Genomic DNA, 12,663 nt, shown 5'->3' on the forward strand with positions numbered 1-12,663 from the left:
CCGATGAAACTCGTTACCCTCGCGGGCCTTAAAGCCCACTGGTCGCGGCTCGTCGCCGTTGGTGTTGCGGTCATTCTCGCCGTGGCATTCATGGCCGCAACGTTGCTGCTTGACGCGTCGTCGAAAGCAACACTGAAAAGCACGGTCGGTGCATCGTATGCTACCGCCGACGTCGTGGTCGAAAATACGACGCAAGATGGCATGGGGTTTTCGCTCTCTGCAGACATCGTTGATACCGTGACGCAAACGCCCGGGGTCGAACTCGCGGCAGGGTACGTCGAGACGATGGTTGCCATCGAGAGCGACGCGAGCGAAGTGCCTACGGCAATGCTCCGAGAGCGGTTACCGGAGAAGTTAGAACCTGGTGAGGTCTCGGATGGGAGGCTGCCCGAGCACGCTGGAGAGGTCGCGATCGATGCAGACTCTCTGAAACGTCTCGGCGTGGGCTTGGGCGATGAACTGCGGGTGAAGGTCGAAACCTATGGTGATGACGGAGCGGCGACCATATCGCGCTACCCGCTCGCAATCGTAGGCATCACGAAGCCGTCACAGAACCCGGCACCTGCGGGGCTTGTGAACCTCATCGCGACCTCCGATGGCGTCGAAGCGACGGTCGGCGTGACAGCCCCTCAGCGGGTGCTCGTGCTGCTCGACGAAACAACGACGAAGGCAGAGTTTGCCGCTGCGCTCGGGCAGCTCGAAGTGCCAACCTTCAGTGAAGAAGAGGGAGAAGAGCCCGAGACCGAATTCGTGTACCCTCGTGTCTCGACACCAGATGAGATGGTTGATCGATCCGTCAACAGCATGACCAATGACAGCGCCATGCTGACCGCCGTGCTGCTCGCCTTCGCGGGCATCTCGCTCTTTGTGGCGGGCCTCGTGATCTCGAATACCTTCTCGGTGCTCGTCGCCCAGCGCTCGCGAGAACTCGCGCTCTTGCGCTGCGTCGGGGCTTCGTCGCGGCAGGTGCGCGGTGCGGTGCTCGTTGAGGCACTCGTCATGGCGGTCACCGCTTCGGTCATTGGAGTTGGCCTTGCTTTCGGGCTCATGTCGGGGCTTGTCTGGGCTGCCGGTGCCATGGGAATTGCCGGCGGAGTCGGGGTTTTTGCGTGGTCGTGGATCGCGGTCGTCGCTCCCATCATCGCTGGCGTGCTCGTCACACTCATCGCCGCCCAAGGCCCGGCCCGCGAGGCCACCCGTGTTGCGCCGCTCGAGGCGCTTCGCTCGCGAGAAGCAGAAACCGGCACTCGAAGGGGCAGTCGGGTTCGCCTCACTCTCGGCTTGCTACTTGCCCTCGCGGGGCTCGCCGTGGTGATCGTTGGTATGCGCTTTGATGACCCGATGATGTCGCTCGGAGCGGTACTTACCGGATCGGCTGTGAGTGCTGTGGGGCTCCTGATGCTTATTGTGTTCATCGTGCCGCCCATCGCGCAGTTGCTCGGGCGCATCTTCTTTTCGAGGGGTGTTCCTGGCAAACTCGCCGCCGCCAACTCGGTGCGCAACCCGAAGCGCACCGCCGCGACCGCGAGCGCGCTGCTCGTAGGGGTCACTCTCGTTGCGACCGTCTACACCGGGGCCGAGGTTGCTCGCACCACGCTCTCTGCCGAGCTTGAAAACTCCTTTCCCGTCGACCTCGTCGTGGTGTCATACCCGCAGGATCTTCCGGGCGTCGAACTACGAGAAGACGGTGAGGCGCAGGGTGAGGCCGAAAAACAGAATGCCGAGGAATCGTTCGGCGAGGTCGTGAAGCACCTCTCTGCGGCGAGCGGGGTCACCCGCGTCACCCAAGCACAGGTTCAGAGCCTGGGCGAGGGGAGTACGCCACCGTTGCTTGAGCTTTGGGGTATCGACAGCGAATCATTTTCGCTTGTGACGCGAGACAAGAAAGCGGTGCTCAAAGCAGGCGAGGCACTCATAGGGTCAGAGGTTGAATCGCCAACGGTCGATCTTGTTGGGCCCGAAACTGAGGTCACCGTTCCCGCGTCACGTGGCGGAGCGCCAAGCTCGACCGCGGTCGTGACGCCGGAGCTCTTTGCCAAGATCGCGGGCGACGGATTATCTGAACGTCTCGCTGCCCTCATCACCATCGAAGACGGACTCACGAATGAGCAACTCGTGCAGTTGCGCGATGAGCTGTCGCACATCGAGGGAGTGAGCTACGTCGAGGGCGAGGTTTTCGAACGCCTCATGTACGATTCGATCATCACGACGCTCCTGCTCATCGTGACTGGGCTACTCGCCGTCGCCGTCATCATCGCGGTGATTGGCATTGGCAATACCCTCTCGCTCTCGGTGCTTGAGCGAACCCGTGAGAACGCGCTCTTGCGGGCACTCGGGCTCACGAAGGGGCAGCTCAAGGGCATGCTCGCGATCGAAGCGCTCATCACCGCCTTCGCCGCATCAGTGCTCGGGGTGCTGCTCGGTGTCGGGTACGGCTTTGCCGGGGCAACGGCGGTTCTTTCGCCGTTCGGGCACGTCGAGTACGTGGTGCCCTGGGTTGCGATCGCCGTGATCGTGGTCGCAGCGCTGCTCGCGGGTCTTGCCGCCTCGGTACTGCCGGCGAGGCGAGCGGTTCGGCTCTCGCCCGTCGAAGGGCTTGCGGTCGTTTAGTAACACCCTGGAACAGCGAGGGCCCGCACCGACTATCGGTACGGGCCCTCGTGCGTTCACGCGGGAACGCGTGAAACATTCACGTGGTTATGCGTCTTTCTTACGGCCTGTGAGCAGGCCCCAGATGAGCAAGACGACGATTGATCCGCCGATTGCGAGCGCCCAGCTTTGCAGTGACCAGAAGTTCTCGAGCGATGCATCAAAGATGATCGACCCGAGCCAGCCGCCAACGACCGCTCCAATGACACCGAGCAGGAGGGTTGCGAACCAGCCGCCCCCGTTACGGCCAGGAAGAATCGCCTTCGCGATCGCTCCCGCGATGAGCCCCAGAATGATGAATGAGAAAAAGCCCATGATGTTACCCCTCTCTTTCGCACACGGAATCCGCCTTGGGTCCCGTGTGTTTTAGTGTTTCGCAGCCCGGGGCGAATGGGTAGGGGGTAGCGCAAAATGTCATCGAAATGATGTAGTGTGCCCGCCTAGAACGGGGTATATTTCTCGAATACCGACGAAAAAGATCGCTCAGCGTCTAGATTTCGAGGCGGCCGACCGAAGCGATCGGCGCAACCTTACCGTCGGCCAGCTGGTACTGGCAGCCAACGATGCTGAGTGAGCCGTCGGCAACGGCATCGCTGATAATGCGCGAGCTGCGCATGAGCGCGTGAATGGTCTCGTCAAGGTGACGGCGGCCGACCGCGTCTGCGTCGATGAGCGAAGCGTCAACGTAGGGGGTTTCTTTGTGCTCGCTCAGCCACTCCTGCTGCACGGCGGGCTGAATGTGCTCGAGCTCGGCCTCGATCGCGGGCGAGAGCTTTGTGGGTGAAGCACTTGTCTGATCGATTGCTGCTGCGACCGCGCCGCACGAGCCGTGGGCGAGTACTACGATCACCGCGACACCGAGCACCGCGACGGCGTACTCCATCGTCGCGGTCGTGTTCGCATTGGCGATCTGGCCGATGTTGCGCACCACGAAGAGGTCACCGAGGCCGCAGTCGAAGAGAATCTCGGCGGCAACTCGCGAGTCTGAACAGCCGAGAAAAGCCGCGTTCGGGGTTTGGCTACCCGTAATGGCGTGACGCCTGGCGGCATTCTGCTGCGGGTGCAGCAGCGATCCACTCATGAATCGTTCGTTGCCCTCGGCGAGTGCTTGCCAGGCTTCTTGCGGTGTTACTCGTGCGTGAGTCATGCGGCTTCCTTACTGTGCTGCGTCTCGAAAAAGTGTACTCCTGCTGGGGCAAGTCGCGCGGCGAGAAAGCCGCCCAACGCGGTCATGAGACCAAAGATCGCAAAGAGGAGGGCAGGGCCCCACGAAGCTCCGCCCGAGCGTGCGAGCGACAGCTGTGCGAGAAACGGCAAGAAGCCGCCGACGACCGCCGCGAGATTGTAGCCGAGACTCACACCCGAGTAGCGAAGCTCAGTGGGGAAGAGCGAGGCGAGGGTCGTGCCCGCGATGCCATACGCGAGGATCACGCATGAGAGGGCGAGGCAGACGGCAATCACCGCGGCAACCGGTTCGCGGGTATCAAGGAGCCAGAAGACCGGCAGTGCGCACAGTGCCGTTGCGAGACCACCCCAAAGGGTGATGCGGCCGGGGCCAAAACGTTCAGCGAGCCTACCGCTCAGGAGGGTGACGAACACCTGGAACACGGCCGCAATGAGTGTCGCGTTGACCATGAGCTGGCGGTCGATACCTCGTTCAGTAGAGGCAAAGTTGACCATAAAAGTGTTAACGAAGTAGAAGCCGCCGACGCCGAGCATCGAGACGAGAATTGCGACTGCGAGACGGCCGGGAGCACGCCGAAAGACCTCGAGTGCGGGAATGCGCACGGGCTTCTGCTCGCGAACGAGCTCGAGGAAGACCGGTGACTCTTCGATTTTGCTGCGCAGTACGACGACGACGGCGAGCAACGGGAGCGCGGCGAGGAAGGGGAGTCGCCAGCCCCACGCATCGAAGGAGTCACTGGGTAAGAGGAGTACGAGGGCGAAGGCCCCGCTCGACATAAACGTGGCAATCGGTGACGAGAGCTGAACGAGCGCGGCAAAGCGGTTGCGGTGCTCCGGCGGGGCGTGCTCGATGGCGACGGTCATGGCGCCGCTCCACTCACCGCCAACCGCGACACCCTGCAAGAGGCGAAGCAGAACGAGTAAGAGCGGTGCGGCGACGCCGATGGCAAAGAAATCGGGAAGGAGGCCGATGAGTGCGGTTGCAGAGCCGATGAGCGTGACGCTCAGAATAAGGGCCGGGCGCCGCCCCATGCGGTCGCCGATCATGCCGAACAATACGGCGCCCGCGGGTCGAGCCACGAAGCCGATGCCGAAGGTGGCGAAGGCCGCGAGTGATGCTGCCCACGGGTCGAGTTCAGTGAAGAACAGGCGGTTGAAAACGAGCGCCGACGCGAGGCCAAAAAGGTAGTAATCGTACCACTCCATGGCGGTGCCCGCGAGGGCGGCAAACGCAACTTTGCGTGCCTCTGCGAGGCTGAGCTGTTTATCGGTCACTGGGCGCTCTATCGCTGCCGAAAAAGGTCATGCGTTCGAGTCTAAAGCAGGCAGTATTCCGAACAGGTGCTGAACGCTCTCTGTCGATTTTGCGCGGGGGCGTGACTTTCACAGTTGATGCGCGTACATTACGAATGAAAGACCTCATGAAAGGGCACGTTTGAAACTCATTAGCTACAACCTGCGCAAGAACAAAGCGGCGCGAGAGTTGAGTGTCCTGGCTGAACGGCACGATATTGATGTGCTGTGTTTGCAAGAGGCAGACACCGAGTCACTCGCTCCCGAGATCGGTGAGCTGCGGCTCATCTCGGCGACGACACAAAACCGCTTAGGGCTTGCCCTTTACGCCCGACACGAGCGATTTACGATTCACGAAGCGCGTTCGTTTTCGCTCAAGAAGTCGATGCACGACCGCATTCTTCAGCCAGCGCACGAGCGGTTGCTCGCTGCGAGAGTGACCGACACCGAAAAGGGCCACGACTTCGTCGTCGCCTCGTTTCACGCAGCGCCCCTGACTGCGCTGAACTCGCTGCGCCGTCACCAGATCAACGCGGCGCTCGAGCGGCTCGACTTGCTCGGCCCAGGGCTGCCCTCGCTCATGGTGGGCGACTACAACTACCCGGTGTTTCAGCAGCGCCTCATGCTTGAGATGAGCGACCTCGGTTACGACCTCAGCCTCAGTGATGCACGCACCTACGCCAGGTACCGCATGTTTACGGGTCACTATGACTTCGCAACCTCGACGGGTTTCGCCGTCAATGGCGTGAACACCCTGCCGCAGGGAGTCAGCGATCACCTGCCAATTCTTATTCAAGCAGAGCCAAAACTCGTTCCTATCGCTGCATAAAGTGGGCTTTTCACATCTGATGTTGCATAACCCGTCATCACAAGGTTAGGCTTACCTAAGTTAGTGATTGCGGTGCAGCTTTCACTCAGTGACCAACGCCGGTGGCTCCTCCCATCGGCGTTTTACTTGTGAAAATACGAAGGAGCGATGTGACGATTCGAATGAACAAGTTTGCTGGGGCTACCGCCCTTGCACTGACCGCTGGGCTTGTGCTCTCAGCGTGCTCGAACACTGCCGACAACTCGGCAAACACCGATGACGCCAAAGACAAGGCGCCCGCCACGGTAACGATCACCGATAACCACGGTGAAGTTGAAGTTCCCGTGAACCCAGAGACCGTTGTCGCACTCGACAACCTCGTCTTTGACACCCTCTCAGACTGGGACGTCAAGCTTGCCGCAGCGCCCAAGGGCGTCATGGGCTCGGCTTGGCCCGAGTACACCGACGACGAGAGTGTTGCCGACGTGGGAAACCACATCGAGCCAAACCTCGAGGCCGTTGTTGCTGCTCAGCCTGACCTCATCATCGGTGGCTACCGCTTCGGCTCGTACTACGACGACCTGAAGGCCCAGAACCCCGACGCAGTGGTCATCGAGATCGCACCTCGCGATGACGAAGAAGAGTTCTCAGAGCTCAAGCGCCAGACCGAGATTCTCGGTCAGATCTTCGACCACGAAGATGAGGCAGCTGAGCTCACGAAGCAGCTCGACGACGCCATTGCTGGCGCAAAGGATGCCTACAACGGCACCGACAGCGTCATGGCCGTCAACACCTCGGGTGGCAAGATTGGCTACCTCGCTCCGGTTGTAGGTCGCGCGCTTGGCCCGGTCTTCCCGGCACTTGACCTCGTCGCAGCGCTTGAGGCTGAGGGCGATAACGACCACAAGGGTAACGACATCGGCGTTGAAGCAATCGCGCAGTCAAACCCTGACTGGATTCTCGCGCTCGACCGCGATGCGTCGTTCGCACCTGAGGATCGCGAAGAGGGATCGGCACCAGCCGAAGAGCTCATCAAGAAGTCAGAGGCACTTGCGAACGTGACCGCAGTGAAGGAAGACAAGGTCGTCATTCTCGACCCCAACTTCTACCTCACCGAGGGTATCCAGGCGTACACCACTCTCTTCAATGAGATTAAGGATGCCTTCGCTAACGCATGAGTCATCGAATGAAGCCCACCCAACCGGGTGAAGCACAACCGACCGGGGCGTCCACCAATACAGGTGGGCGCCCCGGTCGGGGGTTTACGCACGAAACGGGCGGAAAGCCGGTAGCACCCGAGCTGAAACCGCGCAGGCGTTCACCGCTGTGGTTCATTCTCGCGGTTCTTGGAACGCTCGCTCTGCTCGTCGCTTCGCTCTCTGTGGGGGCTTTCGATATTTTGGGCGACGACTTTGGTTCAGAAATGTTCTGGATCACGAGGGTGCCGCGCACGCTCGCTCTCGTGCTCTCGGGCGCTGCGATCGCGACGAGCGGCCTCGTGATGCAGATGCTCACGCAAAACCGTTTCGTTGACGCCACCACGTCGGGAACGACGGAGTGGGCGGCGCTCGGGCTGTTGCTCACCGCCATCTTCTTTCCCAACATGGGGCTCATGGGGCGCATGATCACCGCGAGTGTTTTTGCTTTTGTTGGCGCAATGGTCTTCATGCTCATTCTGCGCCGTATCGTCATTCGCACGACCCTCGTTGTGCCGCTCATTGGCATTATGCTTGGCGCGATTATTAGCGCCCTCACGACGTTTCTTGCGGTGCAATTCAACCTTCTGCAGATGGTTGGCACCTGGTTCATGGGTAGCTTCACCGAGATCGTTCGCGGTCGGTACGAGGTGCTCTGGGTCGTTGCGGCCGTAACCGTGTGTGTGTTTTTGATTGCCGATCGTATTACCGTTGCGGGTCTCGGCAAAGACGTCGCGACGAGTGTTGGGCTTCGCTACGACGCGATCGTCGTTGGCGGCACCGTGCTCGTTGCCATTGCTGCCGGCGTGACGGTCGTCGTGGTCGGTTTCCTGCCCTTGCTCGGCCTCGTTGTGCCGAACGTTGTGTCGCTCATTCGTGGCGACAACGTGAGAAGTAACCTGCCCTGGGTATGTCTCGGCGGTATATCGCTCGTGACGGCTTGTGACCTGCTCGGCAGAACGATCAACATGCCCTTCGAAGTGCCGGTTTCAATGGTGCTTGGCGTCGTCGGTGCATTCGTGTTCATCACGCTGCTGCTGCGGCAGCGGAAAGCGTAGGGTCTCATGACCAGTATTGTGCGACTTGCGAGCTCTGGTGATCTGCCAGAGAGCGCCGAAGCGTCGATGCAGTGGTGGCGAAGAGCGCTGCCACTCGCCATCGTGTACGTGGCGGCGGCAGCTTTTGCCATAGGCATCGTCGTCTATGGCAACCCGGTTCCCTTTGATCAACCTGGTTTCTGGGTCATCGTGCAAACCCGTCTCGGGTCACTCGGAACGATCGCCTTGGTCGCGGTGGCTCAAGCCGTCGCTACCGTCATGTTTCACACGGTCACCTCGAACCGTATCTTGACCCCCTCAATTCTTGGCTTCGACGCCCTGTACGTGCTCAGCCAGACGCTCCTCGTGTTCTTCTTCGGCACGTCTGCGTCGAGCATGGAGGGAATACCGAAGATCATTGCGCAAAGCGCGCTCATGGTCGCTTTTGCGACCCTGCTTTACGGCTGGCTCTTCTCGGGCAAAAACGCCAACCTGCACCTCCTGTTGCTCGTTGGCATTGTGCTGGGCATCGGCTTTGGCTCGATCTCAACCTTCATGCAGCGCATGCTCACGCCCAGCGAGTTCGATGTGCTGAGCGCGCGGCTGTTTGGCAGCATTAGCAAGGGCAACACCGACTACCTCCCGATAGCCGCCGTGATCGTGTTCGGCATTCTCGCCTACTTCTGGTCACGACGGCGCACCTTCGACGTTGTCGCGCTCGGCCGCGACGTATCGGTCGGTCTGGGCGTGCGGTACCAGCGCGAGGTCGTGACCACGCTCGTGCTCATCGCAGTGCTGGTTTCAGTCTCGGCCACGATGGTCGGCCCCATGACCTTCTACGGGTTTCTCGTCGCGACCCTCGCGTATCAGTTCGCGAAGGGCGACACCCATGGGCATATTTTGCCCCTTGCGATTGGCATCGCACTCGTGACGCTTCTGGGTGCTACCTTCGTTCTGCGTCACATCTTTTCGGCGGCTGGCCTCGTCACCGTCATCATTGAATTTATCGGCGGTCTGCTCTTCTTGATCGTCTTGTTGCGAAAAGGAATGCGTTGATGAATGCAGCGACTGCGACCGGAATCGAACTTCGCGGAATCTCGAAGAACTATGACGGCAGGCACGTTCTCGGGCCCATCGACCTGACGATTGAGCATGGCGGCGTGACCGCCCTCATCGGGCCCAATGGCGCGGGCAAATCAACGATGCTCACGATCATCGGTCGCCTGCTCGATGCAGACAGTGGGCGGGTGACGGTCGGTGACCTTGACGTGCGCCACACGAAGTCAAAGGAACTCGCCAAGGTCGTCTCGATCTTGAAGCAGGAGAACCACTTCATGGCGCGCCTCACGGTGCAGCAGCTCGTGACGTTTGGCCGCTTCCCGCACTCCGCTGGTCGGCTCACCGAGACCGACCAGCGAGCGATCCACGCGGCGATCGCCTTTCTCGACCTTGCCGGCATGGAAGACCGATTCATCGACGAGCTCTCCGGCGGCCAACGCCAGCGCGCTTTTGTTGCGATGGTGCTCGCGCAAGATACCGACTATGTGCTGCTCGACGAGCCGCTCACGGGCCTCGATATGCGCCATGCCGTTGGCATGATGGGGCAGGTTCGAGCGGCGGCTGACGCGCTCGGCAAGACCGTGGTGCTCGTGATTCACGACGTGAACTTTGCGGCGGCCTACGCCGACCGCATTATCGCCCTCGCCGAGGGCCGTGTCGTTGCGAGCGGAACGCCCGAAGAGATCATCACGCCAGATGTGCTTGAGCGCGTGTTCGAAACCCCGGTTGAGGTTGTCGAGCATCACGGTAAACGCGTCGCGATCTACTACCGCCACCCGGAGGCCTAAGGCCTGCGATGGAGCGCGGAGAAGTGGGCGGCGGATCGGCCTAGCCTGTGGCCCGAGAGGTTAGTCGAGCGGGAGCCGGTACGTGAGTAGGGTGAACGAGCTGCCATCGCTTCGAAAGACCTCTTCATCGAGCTCGCTGAGTCTCGTGAAGCCGAGCCGTTCGTAGAGGGCAATCGCGCCGCGCATCTCAGGTCCCGTGTTCAGGAGCACTGCGCGTGCTCCACGTGAGCGCGCGCGAGCGATGGTCTCGGTCATGAGGTACTCGCCAATGCCGCGTTTTCGTGCCGACTGACGCACTGCGAGTAGCCGCAGGTCGAATTCGCCCTCGCCGGCAAGCCCGGTGATCGACTCACCAGGGTGGCCAGTGGTGACGGTGCCGAGAAGCTCGCCGGTGTCGCGTTCCTCGCACACCCACACCTGGTGGTTCTCGGCTCGTGACTCGACGTCGGCAATGTCGGCGGCATAAGTCTCGTCGATCCACGAATAGTCGCCAAGGTAGGCGTCGAAACACAGCTCGCGCACCGCCTCGATTTCGCTGTCATGCATACGCCTGAAGCGCAGTTCATCACGGGTGCTGGTGGTTTCGTTCACTTAACTCATGGTACCGGCGGCAGCCCGAGCCTGCCAGCGCCCATCATGGTGAGCAATGCTGATGGGGTAGGCGAAGCACTCGCTCACGAGCTGCGTCGTGAGCACCTGGGTGGCGGGCCCCTGCGCGCTAATGCGGCCGTCGGTAATCAATGCCGCGTGCGTGGTTGATTCAGGGAGCTCTTCGAGGTGGTGAGTGACGAGCACGGTCGCGAGTTCAGGCCGCGAACGATGCAACTCGTCAAGGGTCGTCAGGTACTGTTCGCGTGCTGCAACGTCGAGGCCCGTCGAGGGCTCATCGAGCAGCAACAGGCTTGGTTTCGAGAGGAGCGATCTCGCGATGAGTGCGCGGCCCCGCTCGCCCTGAGACATGGTGGGCCAGGTCGCGTGCTCTTTGCCGTCGAGCCCCATGAGCGCGATGAGCTCGTGGGCGCGTTCGACCGTCTCAGCGTCGGGTTGCCAGCGGGGCACCCACTCGATGGTGCCGGTCGCCCCGGTGAGCACGACTTGTTCGATGGTGAGCGATGAGGTGAGTGGGTGTCTGGGATTCACGTGGCCGATGTTGCGGCGCAGCTCGCGCATGTCGACGCGGCCGAGCTGCTGGCCGAGCACGTGCACGGTGCCGCGGGTCGGATGTTCGTTCGCCCCGCACATGCTGAGAATGGTGCTTTTGCCGGCACCGTTTGCGCCGATGAGTGCCCAGTGTTCGCCGGCGCGAATCGTGAGGTTAATGTCGCTCAAGATGTCGCGCGCATTGCGTACGAAGGCGAGATCGGTGAGATTGAGCACCGCTTCGGTCGTGGGGGTGGCCTGGGCTTGAATCATGAAGTAAGCCTAACAACTCCTCAGACAAGTGTGGGATGTTTGGCTGGAGCGCACGAATCATCTGGTGGATCACCCCGCTCACGAGGCTCGCGGGAGAGTCACCCGTGCTCAAGCAGCTCGGTGGGCGATAATAATGGTGACGCTGCTCGCCTGAGCTGGCGCGACACACATCGACAGCAAGGTGGTGCCCCATGACACAGATGCCCCGCGCATCACTCGCAGACCGTGCGGCAGCGCTCCTCGAAGAGCGCATTCAGGCCGGCGAGTGGCAGGTCGGTGAGCGTCTGCCAGGCGAGACCACCCTCGCCCCAGAACTTGGCGTCGGGCGATCGACGGTTCGCGAGGCGATTCGTCAGCTCGCGGGCAAGGGGCTCGTGCAAAGTCGGCAGGGCTCAGGCGTATACGTGACCGCGCTTGAAACGCAAGACGAACTCACCGAGGTGCTTGCGAGGGCCGACGTGATCGCGGTCATCGAGGCTCGTATCGCGATTGAGTGCGAGGCTGCTTCGCTCGCGGCGGCGCGCAGAAGCCCCGAGGCACTCGCGGTCATTCATCAGGCACTCAACCACCGCCACCCTGAGCTTGACGAACTCGAGGCCTATGTCGACGCCGACATGGAGTTTCACCGGGCCGTCGTGCTCGCGGCCGATAACCCGGTACTGCTCGAAATGTTCGATGCTTTCGTGCCGCGCCTGCGCGGCTCGATGATCGAGATGCTGCGCATGACCGTTGGTTTTGATACTGAGCTCGACCACGAGCGGCACCAGCGCGTCACCGAGCGCATCGCCGAATCAGACCCCGAAGGGGCAGCTCGCGTGAGCCGTGACCACCTTGAGGTGCTGCGTCGCGAGGTCTGGCAGTAGCTTGAAAATGTAGGCGCTTGGGCTTTCGCGCGGCGCGATTCGCACCCTGCTTGACCTTGACGTAACGTCAAGCTTTACAGTGATCATCATGGAATGGTCAATACAAGAAATCGCGAAACTTGCCGGCACAACGAGCCGCACTCTGCGTCACTACGACGAGATTGGGTTGCTGCGGCCGTTGCGCATCGGGGCAAACGGCTATCGGTATTACGGCGAGGTCCAGCTCCGGGCTCTGCAACGCATCATGCTGCTGCGTGATCTTGGCATGGCGCTCGATGCGATCGGGCGCGTTATTGCGAGTGACCTCGAAGAACGTGAGGCGCTTGAGATGCACCTCACCCTGCTCACCGAGCAATACGCCGCATCGCGCAG

At 61.3% G+C, this 12,663-nt stretch carries 12 protein-coding genes and 1 pseudogene; 8 read left to right on the forward strand and 5 right to left on the reverse strand.

Annotation, left to right across the window (positions count from 1 at the left end; all coding sequences use genetic code 11):
- Positions 1 to 3: 3 nt before the first annotated feature.
- The gene (locus tag JSO19_RS11365; protein WP_270911789.1) at positions 4 to 2,610 is read left to right on the forward strand and encodes an ABC transporter permease; all 2,607 of its coding nucleotides are present in this window, start codon (positions 4 to 6) and stop codon (positions 2,608 to 2,610) included.
- Between the two features lie 87 nt (positions 2,611 to 2,697).
- Here JSO19_RS11365 and JSO19_RS11370 read toward each other — a convergent pair whose 3' ends face one another.
- The 3 genes from JSO19_RS11370 to JSO19_RS11380 all read right to left on the reverse strand — a co-directional run bounded on the left by JSO19_RS11370 (position 2,698) and on the right by JSO19_RS11380 (position 5,109).
- Positions 2,698 to 2,964 (reverse strand): GlsB/YeaQ/YmgE family stress response membrane protein, encoded by a 267-nt coding sequence (locus JSO19_RS11370; protein WP_217134597.1) that lies wholly within the window; start codon positions 2,962 to 2,964, stop codon positions 2,698 to 2,700.
- Between the two features lie 175 nt (positions 2,965 to 3,139).
- Positions 3,140 to 3,796, reverse strand: coding sequence for a carbonic anhydrase (locus JSO19_RS11375; RefSeq protein ID WP_270911790.1), 657 nt, complete (start codon positions 3,794 to 3,796; stop codon positions 3,140 to 3,142).
- Positions 3,793 to 5,109, reverse strand: a complete 1,317-nt coding sequence (locus tag JSO19_RS11380; protein WP_270911791.1) for an MFS transporter — start codon at positions 5,107 to 5,109, stop codon at positions 3,793 to 3,795. Before JSO19_RS11380 ends, JSO19_RS11375 begins: the two co-directional genes overlap by 4 nt.
- A 160-nt stretch (positions 5,110 to 5,269) precedes the next feature.
- Here JSO19_RS11380 and JSO19_RS11385 point away from each other — a divergent pair, with 160 nt between their 5' ends.
- The 5 genes from JSO19_RS11385 to JSO19_RS11405 all read left to right on the forward strand — a co-directional run bounded on the left by JSO19_RS11385 (position 5,270) and on the right by JSO19_RS11405 (position 10,015).
- Complete coding sequence (locus JSO19_RS11385; protein ID WP_270911792.1) at positions 5,270 to 5,956, forward strand: endonuclease/exonuclease/phosphatase family protein; 687 nt, start codon at positions 5,270 to 5,272, stop codon at positions 5,954 to 5,956.
- A 149-nt stretch (positions 5,957 to 6,105) separates the two neighbouring features.
- On the forward strand, positions 6,106 to 7,113 hold the full coding sequence (locus tag JSO19_RS11390; protein ID WP_270911793.1) for a siderophore ABC transporter substrate-binding protein: 1,008 nt from the start codon (positions 6,106 to 6,108) through the stop codon (positions 7,111 to 7,113).
- 8 nt (positions 7,114 to 7,121) lie between these two features.
- Positions 7,122 to 8,189 carry an ABC transporter permease gene (locus tag JSO19_RS11395; protein ID WP_270911794.1) on the forward strand — a complete coding sequence of 356 codons (1,068 nt, stop codon included), beginning with the start codon at positions 7,122 to 7,124 and terminating at the stop codon, positions 8,187 to 8,189.
- A 6-nt stretch (positions 8,190 to 8,195) separates the two neighbouring features.
- On the forward strand, positions 8,196 to 9,224 hold the full coding sequence (locus JSO19_RS11400; protein ID WP_270911795.1) for an iron chelate uptake ABC transporter family permease subunit: 1,029 nt from the start codon (positions 8,196 to 8,198) through the stop codon (positions 9,222 to 9,224).
- Positions 9,224 to 10,015: an iron ABC transporter ATP-binding protein gene (locus tag JSO19_RS11405; protein ID WP_270911796.1), complete on the forward strand. Its 792-nt coding sequence runs from the start codon at positions 9,224 to 9,226 to the stop codon at positions 10,013 to 10,015. Before JSO19_RS11400 ends, JSO19_RS11405 begins: the two co-directional genes overlap by 1 nt.
- A 60-nt stretch (positions 10,016 to 10,075) precedes the next feature.
- On the opposite strand, the gene JSO19_RS11410 is transcribed toward JSO19_RS11405, so the two are convergent.
- Both JSO19_RS11410 and JSO19_RS11415 read right to left on the reverse strand, forming a co-directional pair.
- A complete protein-coding gene (locus JSO19_RS11410; RefSeq protein ID WP_270911797.1) occupies positions 10,076 to 10,606 on the reverse strand; it encodes a GNAT family N-acetyltransferase in 531 nt (176 codons plus the stop codon).
- Complete coding sequence (locus tag JSO19_RS11415; protein ID WP_270911798.1) at positions 10,607 to 11,428, reverse strand: ABC transporter ATP-binding protein; 822 nt, start codon at positions 11,426 to 11,428, stop codon at positions 10,607 to 10,609.
- Positions 11,429 to 11,619: 191 nt separating this feature from the next.
- Here JSO19_RS11415 and JSO19_RS11420 point away from each other — a divergent pair, with 191 nt between their 5' ends.
- Together JSO19_RS11420 and JSO19_RS13070 are read left to right on the forward strand one after the other, a co-directional pair.
- Positions 11,620 to 12,291, forward strand: coding sequence for a FadR/GntR family transcriptional regulator (locus JSO19_RS11420; protein WP_270911799.1), 672 nt, complete (start codon positions 11,620 to 11,622; stop codon positions 12,289 to 12,291).
- A gap of 88 nt (positions 12,292 to 12,379) precedes the next feature.
- Positions 12,380 to 12,529 (forward strand): annotated as a pseudogene (locus tag JSO19_RS13070) (MerR family DNA-binding transcriptional regulator); the annotation flags it as partial.
- Positions 12,530 to 12,663 lie beyond the last annotated feature (134 nt).

Origin of the sequence: Leucobacter sp. UCMA 4100 (assembly GCF_027853335.1) — a bacterium.
In the GTDB taxonomy this organism is placed as follows: Bacteria; Actinomycetota; Actinomycetes; order Actinomycetales; family Microbacteriaceae; genus Leucobacter_A.